This window comes from Lentzea chajnantorensis (assembly GCF_054300775.1).
In genome coordinates this window covers 6,943,779-6,962,289 of sequence record NZ_JBSDZT010000002.1, presented here as the reverse complement: position 1 = coordinate 6,962,289, position 18,511 = coordinate 6,943,779, and the positions used below count along the sequence as shown (strand labels likewise).

15 protein-coding genes are annotated in these 18,511 nt (G+C 70.7%); 8 read left to right on the top strand and 7 right to left on the bottom strand.

Annotated elements, in window-relative coordinates; all coding sequences use genetic code 11:
* Positions 1–88: 88 nt before the first annotated feature.
* On the top strand, positions 89–1,327 hold the full coding sequence (gene mshC, locus ACVDFE_RS33340) for a cysteine--1-D-myo-inosityl 2-amino-2-deoxy-alpha-D-glucopyranoside ligase (RefSeq protein ID WP_360387242.1): 1,239 nt from the start codon (positions 89–91) through the stop codon (positions 1,325–1,327).
* A gap of 87 nt (positions 1,328–1,414) precedes the next feature.
* On the opposite strand, the gene ACVDFE_RS33335 is transcribed toward mshC, so the two are convergent.
* The 3 genes from ACVDFE_RS33335 to ACVDFE_RS33325 all read right to left on the bottom strand — a co-directional run bounded on the left by ACVDFE_RS33335 (position 1,415) and on the right by ACVDFE_RS33325 (position 5,505).
* Positions 1,415–2,965 carry a helix-turn-helix domain-containing protein gene (locus tag ACVDFE_RS33335; protein ID WP_458433307.1) on the bottom strand — a complete coding sequence of 517 codons (1,551 nt, stop codon included), beginning with the start codon at positions 2,963–2,965 and terminating at the stop codon, positions 1,415–1,417.
* Complete coding sequence (locus ACVDFE_RS33330) at positions 2,966–3,106, bottom strand: hypothetical protein (protein ID WP_360387246.1); 141 nt, start codon at positions 3,104–3,106, stop codon at positions 2,966–2,968.
* A 602-nt stretch (positions 3,107–3,708) separates the two neighbouring features.
* Complete coding sequence (locus ACVDFE_RS33325) at positions 3,709–5,505, bottom strand: S8 family peptidase (RefSeq protein WP_458433306.1); 1,797 nt, start codon at positions 5,503–5,505, stop codon at positions 3,709–3,711.
* 413 nt (positions 5,506–5,918) lie between these two features.
* On the opposite strand from ACVDFE_RS33325, the gene ACVDFE_RS33320 reads away from it, so the two are divergent.
* Complete coding sequence (locus ACVDFE_RS33320; RefSeq protein WP_458433305.1) at positions 5,919–7,019, top strand: S1 family peptidase; 1,101 nt, start codon at positions 5,919–5,921, stop codon at positions 7,017–7,019.
* A gap of 57 nt (positions 7,020–7,076) precedes the next feature.
* On the opposite strand, the gene ACVDFE_RS33315 is transcribed toward ACVDFE_RS33320, so the two are convergent.
* The gene (locus ACVDFE_RS33315) at positions 7,077–7,565 is read right to left on the bottom strand and encodes a GbsR/MarR family transcriptional regulator (protein ID WP_360387255.1); all 489 of its coding nucleotides are present in this window, start codon (positions 7,563–7,565) and stop codon (positions 7,077–7,079) included.
* A gap of 92 nt (positions 7,566–7,657) precedes the next feature.
* Here ACVDFE_RS33315 and ACVDFE_RS33310 point away from each other — a divergent pair, with 92 nt between their 5' ends.
* Together ACVDFE_RS33310 and ACVDFE_RS33305 are read left to right on the top strand one after the other, a co-directional pair.
* On the top strand, positions 7,658–8,545 hold the full coding sequence (locus ACVDFE_RS33310) for an ABC transporter ATP-binding protein (protein WP_360387258.1): 888 nt from the start codon (positions 7,658–7,660) through the stop codon (positions 8,543–8,545).
* Positions 8,542–10,125 carry an ABC transporter permease gene (locus ACVDFE_RS33305; RefSeq protein ID WP_458433304.1) on the top strand — a complete coding sequence of 528 codons (1,584 nt, stop codon included), beginning with the start codon at positions 8,542–8,544 and terminating at the stop codon, positions 10,123–10,125. The genes ACVDFE_RS33310 and ACVDFE_RS33305 overlap by 4 nt, the downstream gene beginning before the upstream one ends.
* Here the strand turns inward: ACVDFE_RS33305 and ACVDFE_RS33300 are convergent.
* Positions 10,055–11,215, bottom strand: coding sequence for an MFS transporter (locus ACVDFE_RS33300; RefSeq protein ID WP_458433303.1), 1,161 nt, complete (start codon positions 11,213–11,215; stop codon positions 10,055–10,057). The two genes, ACVDFE_RS33305 and ACVDFE_RS33300, sit on opposite strands and share 71 nt — an antisense overlap.
* A 139-nt stretch (positions 11,216–11,354) precedes the next feature.
* Entirely contained in the window at positions 11,355–12,188 is an 834-nt protein-coding gene (locus ACVDFE_RS33295) for a PAC2 family protein (RefSeq protein ID WP_458434437.1), read from the bottom strand.
* Between the two features lie 114 nt (positions 12,189–12,302).
* Between ACVDFE_RS33295 and metH the strand changes: the two genes are divergently transcribed.
* Both metH and ACVDFE_RS33285 read left to right on the top strand, forming a co-directional pair.
* Complete coding sequence (gene metH / locus ACVDFE_RS33290) at positions 12,303–15,842, top strand: methionine synthase (protein ID WP_458433302.1); 3,540 nt, start codon at positions 12,303–12,305, stop codon at positions 15,840–15,842.
* Positions 15,835–16,500, top strand: a complete 666-nt coding sequence (locus ACVDFE_RS33285; RefSeq protein WP_458433301.1) for an HAD family hydrolase — start codon at positions 15,835–15,837, stop codon at positions 16,498–16,500. Before metH ends, ACVDFE_RS33285 begins: the two co-directional genes overlap by 8 nt.
* On the opposite strand, the gene ACVDFE_RS33280 is transcribed toward ACVDFE_RS33285, so the two are convergent.
* Positions 16,493–17,098, bottom strand: a complete 606-nt coding sequence (locus ACVDFE_RS33280) for a hypothetical protein (protein ID WP_458433300.1) — start codon at positions 17,096–17,098, stop codon at positions 16,493–16,495. The genes ACVDFE_RS33285 and ACVDFE_RS33280 overlap by 8 nt on opposite strands.
* Before the next feature lie 100 nt (positions 17,099–17,198).
* On the opposite strand from ACVDFE_RS33280, the gene ACVDFE_RS33275 reads away from it, so the two are divergent.
* Together ACVDFE_RS33275 and ACVDFE_RS33270 are read left to right on the top strand one after the other, a co-directional pair.
* Complete coding sequence (locus ACVDFE_RS33275; RefSeq protein ID WP_458433299.1) at positions 17,199–17,732, top strand: GntR family transcriptional regulator; 534 nt, start codon at positions 17,199–17,201, stop codon at positions 17,730–17,732.
* 30 nt (positions 17,733–17,762) lie between these two features.
* A complete protein-coding gene (locus tag ACVDFE_RS33270; protein ID WP_458433298.1) occupies positions 17,763–18,476 on the top strand; it encodes a GntR family transcriptional regulator in 714 nt (237 codons plus the stop codon).
* The last annotated feature ends 35 nt before the right edge of the window (positions 18,477–18,511 follow it).

The following is an 18,511-nucleotide window of genomic DNA, read 5'->3' as shown; positions in this document are numbered from 1 at the left end:
CGGACCGGCCGTGCTGGTCCGTTCGGGGTGCTCGTCCCAACACCCGGAAAGTGCACTCCACCCGTCGGCACGCGTTAGTGTCGGAAGCATGCAAACCTGGTCATCCATTCCTGTGCCGCGGGTTCCGGGGGACCCCCGCCCGCTGCGGCTGTACGACACGGCTACGGGCGAAGTGCGCCCGACGGCGCCAGGAGACACCGCCAGGTTGTACGTCTGCGGCATCACGCCGTACGACGCGACGCACCTCGGCCACGCCGCCACCTACCTGGCGTTCGACCTCGTGCACCGGATCTGGCTCGACAACGGCCACAACGTGCACTACGTCCAGAACGTCACCGACGTCGACGACCCGTTGCTGGAGCGCGCGCTGCGCGACAAGGACGACTGGGTCGTCCTGGCCATGCGCGAGACGGCCCTGTTCCGCGAGGACATGGAGGCCCTGCGCGTCCTGCCGCCGCAGGACTACGTCGGCATCGTCGAAGCCATCCCGGAGATCGTCGAGGTCGTCGCGAAGCTGGTGGCCGACGGCCACGCCTACCGCGTGGACGACGACGAGTACCCGGACATCTACTTCGAGCACAACGCCACCGGCCGGTTCGGCTACGAGTCGAACTACTCCGAGGACACGATGCGGGCGCTGTTCGCCGAACGCGGCGGCGACCCGGACCGCCCCGGCAAGAAGCACCCCCTCGACGCCCTGCTGTGGCGGATGAAGCGCGAGGGCGAGCCCTCTTGGCCGTCCGAGCTGGGCGAGGGCCGCCCCGGCTGGCACATCGAGTGCAGCGCCATCGCCCACAACCGCCTCGGCATGGGCATCGACGTGCAGGGCGGCGGCTCCGACCTGATCTACCCGCACCACGAGTACTCGGCCGCGCACGCGGAGGCCCAGACCGGCGAGCACCCGTTCGCCCGCCACTACGTGCACGCGGGCATGATCGGCCTCGACGGCGAGAAGATGTCGAAGTCCCGCGGCAACCTGGTCTTCGTCTCCAAGCTGCGCGCGGAGAAGGTCGACCCGAACGCGATCCGGCTGGCCCTGCTCGCCGGCCACTACCGCGCCGACCGCCCGTGGACCTCCGCACTGCTCGACGAGGCCCTGACCCGCGTCGACAAGTGGCGCCGTGCGGTGTCGCTGTCCTCCGGTCCGTCCGCTGTGGACACCGTGACCCGGTTGCGCGACCACCTGGGCAACGACCTCGACACCCCGCGCGCGTTGGCCGCCATCGACGCGTGGGCCGACGAGGCGCTGTCCGTTGGCGGGTCGGACTCACACGGACCGTCGCAGATCCGCACCGCCGTGGATGCGTTGCTGGGCGTGGAGCTCTAGCCGGACGAGCCGGTCACGGCCCTGGGCTCCAGGGTCGATGACCGGCTCGTTCCGCACGGCCGTGGTCCGGTGCGGTCTTCCCTCACCTCACCAGGCCCACCTGATGCCGTAACCGTGGCCCGCCTGCAGCTCGGCGAAAGCGGCCCGCACCTCGCCGCCGTCGTCCACGGAGACGTAGTCCCGCCCGGTCTCGATCTCGTCGGCGTCCCGGTGGAACACGTGGTCGACCCGCCACACGGCCGCGGGCTTCCGGCTGCCGAACCGCGATACGAGCCGGAAGCGCTCGCACCTCCGCTCCGGCCAGAACACGTACCTGGGGCTCAGCCGGCCGTTCGGCACGCTGACCTGCAACACGAAGTCGTGCACCTCGCCGGACCGCAGCCGGCGGGGCAGACCGAGCCCCAGCACGAACCGCCGCGGCGACGGCCGCTCCTTCGACAACAGCTGTGCCCCGTGGAGCACCGTCACGTCCAGCTCCCCAGGGCTGTCGTCACCGTTGCGCGGCAGCGTGAGCGACCAGGTGATCCGGTCCAGCCCGTCGCGGTCGGCCACGATCGTCCTGCTCTCGGTGCAGCGCGGAGTGGTGCCGTCCAGGCTGAGCACGGCCTCGAACGCGCGCACGTGCCAGGCGTGCTCGCGGGAGGTCATCAGCGCCGGCCGGGGCGCCGCGACCGCGGCCTCGGCCATCCGGGTCAGCGCCTCGTCGATCCTGCGCCGGGACGTCCCGGGGCTGCGGTCCTGCTGCGCCGCGAGCCACTCGACCCGTTCCCGGAACACCCGGTGCGGGGCGTCCGGGTTGAGACCGAGGGCGGTGAGGACGGTGACGCGGACGTCGGCCGGTAGCCCACCCGCCACTGAGTGGACCCACTCGCCGACCTTGCGGCGCACCACTTCCGCACCGTCGAAGTCGGTGAGGTCGCAGAGCTCGCGCAGCACCGGGCCGGCCGCGTCCTTCAAGTCGGGTGCGTGCACACCGGCCCCGCGCCGCATCCTCCGCAACTCCTCGGCCAGCGCCTCGTGGCTGAGCGAGCCGGTCGGAAGACAGGCCGTCCCCTGGAAGGACGCCCGGACCGCACCCGCGTTGTCCGCAGCACGGTCGTGCGCACGCACCCACGGTTCCCGCTGCCGCATCGGCACCTTGCAGGCGTTGAGGATCGTGTCCAGGCTGTCCAGCCTGAGTGGACGTGCCGTCGTCAGCCAGCGATGAGCGGACGTGTGCGTCATCGGGTGCCCGGCCGCCGCTGCCGCGTCGCACAGCGCCTTGGCCCTGAACACGCCGGACTCGTGCGCCAGCAGCACCACCTCGTCGTGCAGGCTCTCCCACGAGTCGGCGCGTTCCGGGCGCGGCGGCCGGGTCGATCCCTGGCTGCGCGCCTTCTCCCGGCGCCACACGTGCCCCGCCTCGACCACGGCGTCGTCCCGCCCGCACCCCTCGACGAAGGCGATGACCAGATCGAGCGAGGGCATGACCTTCCCGCTGAGGGCTTCGGACAACGACGCCTGCGAGTAGCCGGTGTCCGCCGCGAGCCGGGTCAGCGTCAGGTCGGCGTTGCCGGTGTAGAGGCCGCGCAGGAACCCGGCCACCACGCCGGCCGGGCTGTGCTCGTCGCGGATCGGCTTCAGCCGCTTCTGGCCCACTCACCTCACCCGGCCCTTCGACGACCTCTCGATGAAGATCGCGGTCGTGGCCGTGATGGCGACGAGGAGGGCCAGGGAGAGCACGAGGCGCGTTTCCGCCTCGGCGTCCCGCACCTCCGGGGGACGGACGCGGAGCAGCACTGACTGCAATGGCGGGGGTACCGCGCAGATGATGGGAATCACCGAATCAACTCTCTCGGGTTGCGGTCCGGACGAATCGGCGTAACTGGCGTCCGGGAGCTGCCGTCTCCCGGATGCCGCTCGATTGGTACCGCTGGCCCGAAGCGCGCGGCAAGGCATTCGGGCTGTTCACCGAAGATGCGCGGCGATGTTCGGTGCGGAGCCCACGGGGACCCGGTGTTCTTCGGCTCTGGACCCACCGGCCGGGCCCACCGCTCAGATCGTCGCCATGTGCACTGATCAGCCCGCTGGTCGAGCTGTGGGTGGACTGACCAGGATTTGACGCGGATTTGGCCACGATCTCGACTGCGCTTCGCGCGTCGCGCGGTGTCAAGATGGGGTCACCTTCGCGGGCGAAGGCACCGAGTCTCGCTGCGGTCCAGACGAGTTCGGTCGACAGCCCCCTTGCTGCCGCTTGTGGGAGCCGTCAACGCGATGTGGGGTGCCCGGAGAACGGGCACCCCACATCTTTCACGGAAGCGTCCGACTTCGCGCAAGGCACAGCAACGAGGAACCGCCCCCGGCACGGATGCCGGAGGCGGTCCTCAACGCACAGCCGAGGCTCAGACGTCGAGCGTCCAGCTGGTCAACGTGCCCGTGTCCAGGAACGCCGCGTCACGCACGCGCAGCGTCCAGGTGCCGTTGGCGGCCTCACCGGACAGGTCCTTGGTGTAGGTCTCGTTGATGTTGTCGGCCGAGCCGCCGCTGCGGTTGTGCAGGTTCACGACGGTGCCGTCCGGCGCCACCAGGTCGACGACCAGGTCGCCCTTGTAGGTGTGGGTGATGGCGACCTTGACGGTCGAGCCGGCCGAGGCGTTGCCCGCGCAGCCGGAGACCACGATGGTGCTGGTCACCGTGCCGAGGTCCGGGATCGCGGCCGGGGTGGAGTTGGTGCGGGCGTCACAGCTGCCGCCCACGGCGTTGACGGTCCAGGAGAAAGTGGCCGAGCCGGTCTTGCCGGTCGAGTCGGTCACGGTCGCGGTGACCGAGGAGGTGCCCGCGGTGGTCGGCGTGCCGGAGATGGCGCCGGAGGAGGACGCCGACAGGCCGGCCGGGAGACCGGTCACGGACCAGGTGTACGGCGGGGTGCCGCCGGAGGCCGAGAGCTGCAGCGACACCGGGGTGCCGACCGTGGAGGTCTGCGCACCGGGGTTGGTCACCGCCGGGTTGCCGGGCTGGCCGCCGCCCCACAGCGTGTAGAGCAGCTTGTTCGGGGTGTTGGCGCCGACGTTGGTGATCTTGTTGGGGGTCGAGGCCGCGTCCAGGCCCGCCCAGACGGCGGCGGGGGAGTCGGTCGGGTGCGTGGCGAGCCACAGGGCCACCGCGCCCGCGACGTGTGGGGTGGCCATCGAGGTGCCGGAGATGTTGTTCGTGGCGGTGTCGTTGGTGTTCCACGACGACACGATGTTCTGGCCCGGCGCGTAGATGTCCGTGCAGGAGCCGTAGTTCGAGAACGAGGCGCGCGCGTCGGTGTTGGTCGACGCGTTGACCGTGATCGCCTCGGTGACGCGGGCGGGCGAGGTGCTGCAGGCGTCGGTGTTCGAGTTGCCGGACGCGATCGCGTAGGTCACGCCGGAGGCGATGGAACGGCGCACGGCCGCGTCCAGGGTGGAGTCGGCGCCGCCGCCGAGCGACATGTTCGCGACCGCGGGCTTCACCGCGTTCGCCGTCACCCAGTCGATGCCGCTGACGACACCGGCGGTGGTGCCGGAGCCCTGGCAGTTGAGCACCTTCACGGCGACGACCTTGGCGGCCTTCGCGAGGCCGTACTGCGAGCCCGCGATGGTGCCGGCGACGTGCGTGCCGTGGCCGTTGCAGTCGCTGTTGTTGCCGTCACCGGAGGTGTTGGTGCCCCAGGTGGCACGGCCGCCGAACGTGGCGTGGGTGGTGCGGACACCGGTGTCGATGACGTACGCCGTCACGTTCGACGCGGTGGTGTCGTACTGGTAGCTGTTGCTCAGCGGCAGGTCGCGCTGGTCGACGCGGTCCAGACCCCATGACGGCGGGTTCTGCTGGACGTCGAGCATGTGCACCTGGGCGTCCTGCTGGACGTAGGCGACGCGCGGGTCGGCTGCCAGGCGTGCCGCCTGCTTCGCGGTCATGTTCACCGAGAAGCCGTTGAGCGCGTGCTGCCAGACGTCGCGCACCTTGCCGCCGTAGCGACCGGCCAGGTCCGGAGCGGCGGCCCTCGACGCCGTGCCGGCCTTCAGCGAGACGATGTAGCTGTCCTGGACGACGTCGGCGCGGTCGGCGCCGAGAATCGTGCCGGTGATTTCCTGAGCTGAAGCGGTGGGAACCACCGCGGCGGCCAGACATGCGGCAGCGGCGGCGGCGAGTCCCGCACCCAAGACTCTTCGCATTGCAGGGTTCTCCCTCGTGCAGGGAACAGGGTGTCCTGCACGCTAGACCAAACCCGCAGGTCAGAGGGATAGACCGGTACGACGCAACTGTTGACGTTTTTGCGTGTGCATGTCAACGGACGAATCGCTCACCCGCAGTCACGGAAATAGACCGAGAGAGCGCATTTGAATTCCTTATACCAACTCGACCGCCGAAGTCCAACCCGTCGATCGGCCCTACCGGCCGGTAGGCAGCACGACATAGCGTCACCCGGACGGAGGAACGAACTGATCGGGCAGTTCGCCGCCTGGGGACGCCATGCATCCGGTGTCGTGCGAGCTGTGTTGCAGCACAGCCATCCCCCTCATCGCCGCTGCCCGGTCCGGTGTTACTCCCGGCCCTGCACGAGATCGAAAGATGAGGAGAAGTGCCTATGAAGCGCATTGCCTTCGCGGCGGTCGCCGTCCTGGCGGGTGCCTTCGCGGCGACGGCATCCCCTGCCGCTGTCGCCGCGCCGGAACCGTCGGCGGACCTCTTGGCCGCGATGCAGCGCGACCTCGGCCTCACCGCTGGGCAGGCGGCGGATCGGCTGCGCCAGGAGAGCGCGGCCGCGGTCCTGCAGCACGTCGCACGAGGTTTCGCCGGTGACGACTTCGGTGGCGCGTGGTTCGACGCGGCCACCGGCAAGCTCGTCGTGGGCGTGACCGACGAGGCCAAGTCGCAGCGGCTGCGCCAGCTCGGTGCCGAACCGAGGACGGTGGCCAACTCGGCCGGCGACCTCGACTCGGCCAAGGCGAAGCTGGACGCGGAGAAGGCCCCGGCCGAGGTCACCGGCTGGTTCGTCGACACGAGGGCCAACGTCGTCACGGTCACCGCGAAGCGCGGCCAGGCGCAGGCCGCACAGGCGTTCGCGGCCAAGGCGGGCGCGCTCGCGAAGGTCGTCGAGACCGACGAGGCACCGCGGTTGCTCAAGGACATCCGCGGCGGTGACGCGTACTACATCAACAACGCCGGCCGCTGCTCGGTGGGCTTCGCGGTGCAGGGCGGGTTCGTCACCGCCGGTCACTGCGGCTCGTCCGGTGACTCCGTGGCCGGTGCCGACCGCACCGCGCTCGGCGCGTTCGAAGGCTCGTCCTTCCCGGGCAACGACTACGGGTGGGTCAAGGCCAACTCGTCCTGGACGCCCACGGCCAAGGTGAACCACTACGGCGGCGCCGACGTCGTCGTCTCCGGCAGCACCGAGGCCGCGGTCGGCGCGTCGATCTGCCGTTCCGGCTCCACCACGGGCTGGCACTGCGGCACGGTCTCGGCCAAGAACCAGACGGTGAACTACCAGGAGGGCTCGGTCAGCGGCCTCACGCGCACCGACGTGTGCGCGGAGCCCGGTGACTCGGGTGGCTCGTGGGTCAGCGGCATGCAGGCGCAGGGCGTCACCTCGGGTGGCTCCGGCAACTGCACCAGTGGCGGCACGACCTACTTCCAGCCGGTCAACGAGATCCTCTCGGCGTACAACCTGACGCTGGTCACGGGCTGACGTCCGGCGCACGGCTGAGAACGCCCGCGGGTCCCTGTCCCCGCGGGCGTTCCGCGTTCACGACTCGCGGTCGGCGATCCACTTCTCGCGGTGCGCCTTCCAGCGCTCGATCATCGACCCGAGCTCGCCGTGGCAGAACCGGAAGAACTCGCGCGTCTCGTCCAGCCGCGCCCCGGCGTCGGTGTGCGTGCCCAGCGCCGTGACGCCCTCCGACAGCACCTCGTCGATCATCCCGAGCATCTGGTCCTTGCGGAACGTCGCCTCGTACCAGACGTCGTCGCGCATCCGGTACACGTCCCGGCGCGAGCCGGGCTCCCGTTCGCGGCTCACGATCCGGACCTGGGTCAGGTAGCGCACCGCGCCCGACACCGCCGCCGGGCTGATCTGCAGCAGGTCGGCGATCTCGGCCGAGGTGAGCTTGCCGGAGTCGGTCGTGAGCAACGCCGCGAGTATCCGTGCGGGCATGCGGGCCATGCCCGTGTCCGACAGGATCGCGCCGAACCGTTCGACGAACTGGCTCACCGCCTGCTGGTCACGCTGGGTCACCCTGGTCACCGCGGCATCATCCCCTTCCGTCAGCCGATCGGGCAAAATTTACGGACTTCACGAAGTTGTGAAACAAGCGTAGCTTACCGGCCATGACATCTGCGATATCCGTGTCGGGCCTGGTGAAGACCTTCGGCCCGACGCGTGCACTGGACGATCTGAACCTGGACGTCCGGACCGGTGAGGTGCACGGCTTCCTGGGACCCAACGGTTCCGGCAAGTCGACGACGATCCGGATCCTCCTCGGCCTGCTGCGGGCCGACTCCGGCACCGCGCGGCTGCTCGGCGGCGACCCGTGGAAGGACACCGCGTCCCTGCACCGCCGCCTCGCCTACGTCCCCGGCGACGTCAACCTCTGGCCCAACCTGACCGGCGGCGAGGTCATCGACCTGCTCGGACGCCTGCGCGGCGGCCTGAACCCCGCCCGCCGCGCCGAGCTGCTGGAGCGCTTCGAGCTGGACCCGCGCAAGAAGGGCCGCACCTACTCCAAGGGCAACCGGCAGAAGGTCGCGCTGGTCGCCGCGCTGTCGAGCGACGTGGAGCTGCTGATCCTGGACGAGCCGACCTCGGGCCTCGACCCGCTGATGGAGGCCGTCTTCCAGGACTGCATCAACGACGAACGCGCGCGCGGCCGCACCGTGCTGCTGTCGAGCCACATCCTCGCCGAGGTCGAGGCGCTGTGCGACCGGGTGAGCATCATCCGCAACGGGCACGTCGTCGAGACCGGCACGCTCGCCGACCTGCGGCACCTGACCCGCACCTCGATCTCCGCGGAGCTCGCCGGCCCGCCCGACGGCCTGGCGCACCTCGACGGCGTGCACGACCTGGTCGCCGAGGGCAACCGGGTGAGGTTCGAGGTCGACTCGGACAAGCTCGACCTCGCCCTCAAGCAGCTGGTGTCCACCGGCGTGCGCACCCTGACCTCGCAGCCGCCCACGCTGGAGGAGCTGTTCCTGCGCCACTACGAGGACGCCAAATGATCGGCACCTGGCAGCTCGTGCGGCTGGCGTTGCGCCGCGACCGGGTGCTGCTGCCGGTCTGGGTGCTGTTCCTGGTCGGCGTCACCTACTCGACGACCACCGCGCTGGAGGAGCTGTACTCCTCGCAGGAGTCGCGGGCGCTGCTCGGCGCCACCGCGAACGCCAACTCCGCGTTCCTCGCGATGCTCGGCCCGTTGCACGACTGGTCGTCGCTGGGCGGCCTGGTGGTGTGGCGCTGGGGCGTGTTCTCCGGCCTGTTCGTCGCGATCATGGCCATGCTGGTCGTCACCCGCCACACGCGCGCAGAAGAAGAGGCAGGCCGCACGGAGCTCATCGCCGCCACGGTCGTCGGCCGGCACGCGCCCCTGGCCGCCGCGGTGGTCGCCGCGGGCGGCACGAGCCTGCTGATCGGGCTCCTGCAAGCGCTCGCGCTGATCGGCAAGGACCTCGACGCGGCCGGCTCGTTCGCGTTCGGCCTGTCGACGGCTTCGGTGGGCCTCGTGTTCACCGGCGTCAGCGCCCTGACCGCCCAGCTGTCGGAGAACTCGCGCGTGTCGAACGCGGTCGCGGGCGGCTTCCTCGGCGTCACCTACCTGTTCCGCGCGGCCGGCGACGCCGCGGGGGAGTCGGGCCCGCAGTGGCTGACCTGGCTCTCGCCGATCGGCTGGACCGAGCACGTGCGGTCGTTCGGCGACGACCGGTTCTGGGTGCTGCTGCTCCCGCTGGCGGCGTTCGTCCTGCTCGTGGGCCTGTCGAGCTACGTCGTGACCCGCCGCGACGTCGGGCTCGGCCTGCTGGCCGCGCGGCCCGGCCCGGCGCACGGCACGATCGGCAGCCCGTTCGGCCTGGCCTGGCGGCTGCAGAGGGGCTCGCTGATCGGCTGGTCGATCGCGTTGTCCGGCGTGGGCGTGATCTACGGCAGCGTCGCGCAGGCGGTCGGGCAGATGGTGCAGGACAACCCCGCGCTCGGGCAGGTCGTGCAGCAGATCGGCGGTGCCGACGCGATGGTGGACGCGTTCTTCGCGACCGTCACGCAGCTGCTGGGCCTGATCACGTCGATCTACCTGGTCCAGGCGGTGCTGCGGCTGCGGTCGGAGGAGACCTCGCTCCGGGCGGAGCCACTGCTCGCCACCCCGGTGTCGCGCTCGGGCTGGGTCGCCTCGCACGCGGTGTTCGCCCTGGTGGGCGGCGCGGTCGTGCTGGTAGCGGCGGGCCTGGGGCTTGGCCTGGTCTACGGAGTGCAGACCGACGACCTGGGTGGTGTGCTGCCGCGCATGGTCGGCACCGCGCTGGTCCAGCTCCCGGCGGCCTGGGTGGTCGCGGGCGTGGCGCTGGCGCTGTTCGGGGTGTTCCCGCAGCTCACCGGCGTGAGCTGGGCGGTGGTGTCGGTGTCGCTGGTGCTCACGCTGCTCGGCCCGGCCCTGCGGCTCGACCAGTGGGTGATCGACCTCGCGCCGTTCACCCACGTCCCGAAGTACCCGGACATCACCTTCGGGCCGCTCGGGTGGCTCACCGCGGTCGCGGTGGTGCTCCTGGCCGCGGGCTTCGCCGGCTTCCGGCGCCGCGACCTGACCACGTGACGACCGCGGGCACGACGACCAGCAGCGCGGCGGGCACGAGGAAGCCCGCGAGCGGGTGGGCCTGGTAGAGCGGGACGAACGCCAGCGGGGCCGCGGCGGCACCCATGAAGCGCAGCGACTGCACGACGCTGACGCTGCCGCCCCTGTTGGCGTTGTCGCTCTGCAGCACCAGCGCGTTGATGCTGACCAGCACGCCCTGCGCCGCCGCACCGGTCAGCGCCCACGCGACCACCACGAGCGCCGCCAGCGGGGCCGTGCCGACCGCGGCGACGAGACCACCGCCGAGCGTCGCGCCGACGACGACGGTGGTGGTCGCGCCGAACCGGTCGATCGCCCTGCCGATGTGCCGGGCGGTCAGGAACCCGACGACGCCGAACCCGGTGAGCAACAACCCGCGTTCACCGGCGCCGAGCCCGAACACGTCGTCCAGCCGGAACGCCACGAGGAACGACAACCCGCCCAGACAGCCCCAGCCGATGAACGCGATCAGCGCCGGCCGCAGCGTGCTGGGCACGAACGCGCTGCGCAGGCTCGCGTCCCGCTCCGGTTCGGCGTCGGTCTGCGGCACCCCCAGCACCGCGAGCCCGGCCGCCACGACCGCGATCACCACGAACGCCAGCCGCCAGTCGACCTCCGCGCTGAGCCCGCCCACCAGCGGCGCCGACGTCTGCCCGGCCGCCTGCATCGACCCGAACAGCCCCAGTGCGCGCCCGAGCTTCTCCTTGGGGGTCGAGGCGGCGATCACGGCCAGCAGCACCGGCGTGGTGAACGAGTTCGCCGCACCCTGCAACGCCCGCGAGGCGAGCAGCACCTCGAACGTCCACGCGCTCGCGGCCAGCAGGGACGTGACGGCGTAGGCGACGTACGCGATCCGGACCGTGCGCTGCGGTCCCCAGCGCTGCGCGAGCGTGCCGGACACCAGCATCAGCACCGCGAACGGCACGAGGTAGTAGGTGAGCGTCGAGGCCGCCGCACCCGGCGAGCGGCCGAAGCTGCCGCCGATCTCGGGCAGGACCGACGTGGTGACGGCGCCGCCGAACGGCCCGATCAGTGCGCCCGCGTACAACCCGGCGCGTGCCAACCGTCCCACGCACACCTCCGCCGTTCACCCTAATCGGGCCGGCGGCACAGATGCTTGCCGGGTGCTAACTTTCCCCGCCGTCCCGGCTGAGGGCGTCTGCAAGTACCACCAACCACCCTGTTGGTGGTACTTGCAGACGCCCGGAAGGTCAGCGCGGACCGGTCGACGGCCAGCCGGGACCGCGGCCACGACGGCGCAGGTAGCGCTCGAACTCGGCCGCGATGTCGTCACCGGAGGCCTCGGTGATCTGCATGGCCGCGTCGCCGCGCTCCTCCAGCGCACGCACGTAGTTGCGCACGTCCTCGTCCTCGTCGGCCATCTCGGAGACGGTCCGCTCCCACTCCTCCGCCTGTTCGGGCAGCGCGCCGAGCGGGACCTCGATGTCGAGGACCTCCTCCACCCGGTGCAGCAGCGCGAGCGTGGCCTTGGGGGAGGGCGGCTGCGACACGTAGTGCGGCACGGCGGCCCAGAACGAGATGGCCGGGATGCCGGCCCGCACGCACGCGTCCTGGAACACGCCGACGATGCCGGTCGGGCCCTCGTACTTCGAGTGCTCCAGGCCGAACTTCTCGGCGGCGTCCGCGTCGTAGGCGGTTCCGGTGACCGGGACGGGGCGGGTGTGCGGCGTGTCCATGAGCAGGGCGCCGAGCGTCACCACGGTCGTCACCCCGAGCACCTCGATGTGGCCGAGGAGCTCGTCCGCGAACTTGCGCCACCTCATGTTCGGCTCGATGCCGTGCACGAGGACCACGTCGACGGAGGAACCGGGCGGCCGGCACACCGAGAGCCGCGTCGTCGGCCAGTCGACCCTTCGGGTGACACCGTCCACCATGCGGACCGTGGGCCGCGTCACCTGGAAGTCGTAGTAGTCGTCCGGGTCGATCTCGGCGAGCGGGGTGGCGTCCCAGGTGAGTTGCAGGTGCTCGACGGCGGTGCTCGCGGCATCGCCGGCGTCGTTCCACCCCTCGAAAGCGCAGACCATGATCGGGCTCGTGAGCGGTTCGCGCGGGTTCGCGGGGGTCGGGGAGTCCTGGGACGGATCGTTCACGGCGCCAGACTACGGCCTCCCCCAGCCAAGTCATCGTAGGCTTGGCCCATGCCTGATCGTGGATCCTCACCGTTCCTCGAAGCGCTGGTGAACCGGGTTGTGGTCGCCGACGGCGCCATGGGCACGATGCTCCAGGCCGCCGACCTCTCGCTCGACGACTTTGCCGGTCTCGAGGGCTGCAACGAGATCTTGAACGTCACCCGGCCGGACGTCGTGAAGGCCGTCCACCGCGGTTATCTCGAGGTCGGCGTGGACGCCGTCGAGACCAACACGTTCGGGGCGAACCTCGCGAACCTGGCCGAGTACGACATCGCCGATCAGATCCACCACCTGTCCGAACGCGGCGCGGCACTGGCCCGCGAGGTGGCCGACGAGTTCAGCACCCCCGACCGGCCGCGGTTCGTGCTCGGCTCGGTCGGCCCCGGCACCAAGCTGCCGACGCTGGGCCACGCCCCGTACGCCACGCTGCGCGACGCCTACGTGGAGCAGTGCCGCGGCCTGCTCGCCGGCGGCGTGGACGCGATCATCGTCGAGACCTCGCAGGACCTGCTGCAGACGAAGGCGTCGGTCGTCGGCGCCAAGCGCGCGATGACCGCGGAGGGCCGCACGGTCCCGATCATCGCCCAGGTCACCGTCGAGACGACCGGCACGATGCTGCTGGGCTCGGAGATCGGTGCCGCGCTGACCGCGCTGGAACCGCTCGGCATCGACCTGATCGGCCTCAACTGCGCGACCGGCCCCGCCGAGATGAGCGAGCACCTGCGCACGCTGGCCAAGCACGCCCGCATCCCGCTGTCGGTGATGCCGAACGCCGGCCTGCCCGAACTCGGCCCGAACGGCGCCGTCTACCCGCTCTCCCCGGAGGAGCTGGCCCGTGCGCTGGCCGGGTTCGTCACCGAGTTCGGCACCCGGCTCGTGGGCGGCTGCTGCGGCACGACCGCGGAGCACCTGCGCCAGGTCGCCGCCGCCGTGCGCGACCTCGGCCCGCCCGCGCGCCGGCCGCGTCCCGAGCCCGGGGTGTCCTCCCTGTACCAGTCCGTCCCGTTCAAGCAGGACGCCTCGGTGCTGATGATCGGCGAGCGCACGAACGCCAACGGCTCCAAGGCGTTCCGGGAGGCGATGCTCGCCCAGAAGTGGGACGACTGCATCGAGATCGCGCGGGATCAGACCCGCGAGGGCGCGCACCTCGTCGACCTGTGCGTCGACTACGTCGGCCGCGACGGCGAGGCGGACATGCGGGCGCTCGCGTCCCGCCTGGCCACCGCGTCGACGTTGCCGGTCGTGCTCGACTCCACCGAGCCGGACGTGCTGCGAGCGGGCCTGGAGTGCCTGGGCGGCCGGTGCGCGGTGAACTCGGTGAACTACGAGGACGGCGACGGGCCCGACTCGCGGTTCCAGAAGATCATGCGGCTGGTGTCCGAGCACGGTGCCGCGGTCGTGGCGCTGTGCATCGACGAGGAGGGCCAGGCGCGCACCAGGGACTGGAAGGTCCGCGTCGCCACCCGGTTGATCGAGGACCTGACGACGAACTGGGGCCTGCGCCGCTCCGACATCATCGTCGACTGCCTGACGTTCCCGATCTCCACCGGCCAGGAGGAGGTCCGCCGCGACGCGGTCGAGACGATCGAGGCGATCCGCGAGCTCAAGCGCCGCTACCCGGACGTGCAGACGACGCTGGGCCTGTCGAACGTCTCCTTCGGACTCAACCCGGCCGCGCGCCAGGTGCTGAACTCGGTGTTCCTGCACGAGTGCGTGCAGGCGGGCCTCGACACGGCGATCGTGCACGCGTCGAAGATCGTGCCGATGGCGCGCATCCCCGACGAGCAGCGCGCGGTGGCGCTGGACCTGGTCCACGACCGCCGCCGCGAGGGCTACGACCCGCTGCAGAAGCTGATGGAGCTGTTCGAGGGCGTCACCACCAAGTCGAACTCCGCGTCGCGCGCCGAGGAGCTGGCCGCGCTGCCGTTGTTCGAACGGCTGGAGCGCCGGATCGTCGACGGCGAGCGCAACGGCCTGGAAGCGGACCTGGACCTCGCACTGGACGAACGCCCGGCGTTGCAGATCATCAACGACACGCTGCTGGCGGGCATGAAAACCGTCGGCGAGCTGTTCGGCTCCGGCCAGATGCAGCTGCCGTTCGTGCTGCAGTCCGCCGAGGTCATGAAGACCGCCGTCGCGCACCTCGAACCGCACATGGAACGGTCCGACGACGGCGGCAAGGGCCGCATCGTGCTCGCCACGGTCAAGGGCGACGTGCACGACATCGGCAAGAACCTCGTCGACATCATCCTGTCCAACAACGGCTACGAGGTCGTGAACATCGGCATCAAGCAGCCGATCAACGCCATCCTGGAGGCCGCGCAGCAGCACCGCGCGGACGCGATCGGCATGTCCGGCCTGCTGGTCAAGTCGACCGTGGTCATGAAGGAGAACCTGGAGGAGATGAACTCCAGGGGCGTCGCGGCCCGCTGGCCGGTGCTGCTCGGCGGCGCCGCGCTGACCCGCGCCTACGTCGAGAACGACCTGACCGAGATGTACCTGGGCGACGTCCGCTACGCCCGCGACGCGTTCGAGGGCCTGCGCCTGATGGACGCGATCATGGCGGCGAAACGCGGAGAGACCCCTCTGGTCGACCCGGAGGCCCAGGCGAAGGCCGCCGAGCGCAAGGCCCGCCGCGAACGTGCGCTGCGCATCGCCGCGGCCCGCAAAGCCGCGCCAGGAGAGGAAGAAGCGGGAACCGGTCGTTCCGACGTGGCCACCGACAACCCGGTGCCGGTGCCGCCGTTCTGGGGCAGCCGCGTGGTGAAGGGCATTCCCGTCGCGGACTACAGCGCGCTGCTGGACGAGCGCGCGACGTTCATGGGCCAGTGGGGCCTCAAGGGCACGCGCGGCGGCGGCCCGACCTACGAGGAGCTCGTCGAGACCGAGGGCAGGCCACGGCTGCGGTACTGGATGGAACGCCTTGCGACAGAAGGTGTTCTTGCCCACGCCGCGGTCGTCTACGGCTACTTCCCGTGCGTGTCCGAGGGCAACGACCTGGTCATCCTGACCGAGCCCTCCCCGGACGCGCCGGAGCGCTTCCGGTTCCGCTTTCCGCGCCAGAAGAGGGATCGGCGCCTCTGCCTGGCCGACTTCTGGCGCGCCCGCTCGTCGGGTGAGGTCGACGTCATCGCGTTCCACCTCGTGACGATGGGCCAGCCGATCGCCGACTACGCCAACGAGCTGTTCGGCAAGAACGCGTATCGTGAGTACCTGGAGGTCCACGGACTGGGGGTCCAGCTCACCGAAGCGCTGGCCGAGTACTGGCACAAGCGCGTGCGCGAGGAGCTCGTGTGGCCGGCGGGCGGGTCAGTGGCCCAGGAAGATCCCGCCGCCGTCGAGGAGTACTTCAAGCTCGGCTACCGCGGCGCGCGGTACTCGTTCGGCTACGGCGCCTGCCCCGAGATGGAAGACCGCCGGCGCGTCGTCGACCTGCTCGACCCGGCCCGCATCGGCGTCACGCTGTCCGAGGAACTCCAGCTCCACCCGGAACAGTCCACCGACGCCTTCGTGGCGCACCACCCGGAGGCGAAGTACTTCAATGTCTGACCCGCAAGCTGTCCTGTGGGACATGGACGGCACGCTGCTGGACTCCGAGAAGCTGTGGGACATCCCGCTCTACGAGTACGCCGAGAAGCTCGGCGGGATCCTGTCGCTGGAGACCCGCGAACGCATGGTCGGCAGCAACGTCCCCACGACGATGCGCCTGCTGTTCGCCGACGTCGGCATCGAACCGACCGACGCCGACATGGCCGACGGCGCCGCGTGGATCTCCCGCCGCACCGAGGAGGTCTTCCGCACCGGTCTGCCGTGGCGTCCGGGCGCTGCCGAGGCGCTGCGCGCGGTGCGGTCGTCCGGCGTGCCGATGGCGCTGGTGACCTCCACCGAACGGTCGCTGACCGAGGTCGCGCTCGACACCATCGGCCGTGACCTGTTCGACGTGACGGTGTGCGGCGACGAGGTGGACGGGCTGAACAAGCCGCTGCCGGAGCCGTACCTGAAGGCGGCGCGGTTGCTCGGCGTGGACGCGGCCGGGTGCGTGGCGGTCGAGGACTCGCCGACCGGTGTCGCCTCTGCGGTGGCGGCCGGGTGCACCGTGCTGGTCGTGCCGTGTGACGTCGAGGTGCCGGCGGGGGAGCGGCGGGTGTTCCGCGACTCCCTCGTCGGCGTCGACCTCGAAGTGCTGAAGGCGCTGCAGGTCAGGTGATCAGGCCAAGATCGTCGAACGGCACCAGAACGCAGTTGCTGAGCTGACGCACCAGGGCGGAGGCCACCATCCAGGGGATGTCCGGGTCGTCGAAGTACCGAGTTGCATCCTGCGCCACCGCAGGACCACGCGCGCCGGGCCGGTGCAGCACACCTCTCACCCCGACGACGGGGAACTCGGTTGATCGGACTGCGACAGCGCCGCGTCGCAGTGCCGGGCAAAGCCGCAGGGAGAGCGTGACGCACGATCGGCACACGGGCGGCTCGTTGCACCCCATGCCCTCCGGCCAGTGCGGCCAGTCGTTGCGGTAGTCGCGCAACAGCCACAGCACGCCGTCGTCCGTGCGGTCCGCTGGTCCCGCGCAGACCTGGCACAGCAACCGCCGCATGGCTCGTCGCTGCCTGAGCGGGTGCACCCGGCCGAACTCAGGGCGTCCCACCTCGTGCCGAATCGGGCCGCGGAGCCACAACACACCGCGGGTGTCCCGATCAGTCAGGACTTCGTCCGCGTAGCCGATGCCGTGGCCTGGACGCACCACCAACTCGTAGGGCAGATCCTGCTCTGCGCTCCAAGCGGTGATGTAAGGGGCGTTGATCATCCGGGCAACCTTACTGCAATATCCGAAATGTACCTAGCTGATCCTATGACTAGGGTCTATGACAGCGGTACGCGCAGGACCCAGCCGAGGAGCGTGAGTGATGACGACCGTGCGCTCGTGGACGAGCGTCTCGATGCCGTACGTGAGCGGTCAACCCGGTGACGCTTGGGCTGCCGAGGCGCAGGTGCACGGCGGTGAGGGGACCCAAAAGCTGCTGGGCGTCGAGGAAGTGCCCGCCACCGCCGCGGTCGCCGCCATGCTCGACCTGGAACGAGGTGATCCGGTGGTGGTCAGGCGGCGCCTGATGTTGTTCGACGGCCAGCCGGTCGAACTCGTCGACTCGCACTACCCCGTGGTCATCGCTCGCGGCACCCGCCTCGCCGAGCCGCGCAAGATCCCCGGTGGCGCGGTGGCCTTCCTCGCCGGGCTCGGTCATCCCCCGAAGCGGGTGCGCGAGGACGTCAGCGCTCGTCTGGCCACAGTGGACGAGCGGACCGCGTTGCGACTCGAGGGCCAGTCTTGCGTTCTGCTGCTCGCGCGTTCGCTGCTGACCGAGGAGGATCGGCCTGTCGAGGCCACCGTGATGACGATGGTGTCCGATGGGCGGCGGCTGCGTTATGAGCTGACGCCATGACCGTCCAGACGAAGTTCCGAGGAGCAGGCATTGCCCCGCGCACGTGACGTCCGGCCCCGGCACGAGCAGATCGCGGCGGAGCTGCGCGACCTCATCATGCGCGGAGAGCTGCCGCCGGGTGCGCAGCTGCCGTCGACCGCACAGCTCGTCGCACAGCACGGTGCGGCCAACGCGACCATCCAGCACGCGCTGAAGGCGTTGAAGGACGAGGGTCTTCTCGACAGCCGCGCCGGCAAGGGCGTGTACGTCCGCGACCGGGAACCGCTGGTGGTCGACGCCGCTGCCTACATCGAGCCCGGGGCAGGCCGGTTCCGCTACGAGCTGCTCGCCGTCGACACGGTCGTCCCTCCGGCCGACGTGGCCGAGGGCTTGGGCCTCGGCCCCGGAGTGCCGGCGGTCGTCCGCACCCGGATCCTCAGCCACCAGGACCAGCCGGTGGAGCTGTCAGCGTCGTACTACCCGGTGGACATCGCCGGTGACACCGCCCTGGCGAGACCTGCGAAGATCCGCGGCGGTGCACCTCGGGCGCTCGCTGACCTCGGCTTCGTCCAGCGGTCGTTCGTCGACCGGATCTCAGCGCGCCCACCGACCGTTGCGGAAGCCGAGGCGCTCGACCTGCCCGGCGGGACGCCGGTCATCCGGCAGCTGCGGGTCGTCTACAGCGACCACGATCGCCCGGTGGAGGCGTCTGTGCTGATCAAGAGTTCGCACCGCTACGAGCTGCGCTACCACCAGGCCCTGTAGACCCGGGGCGGTCGCCGCGACGACCGCCCCGGACC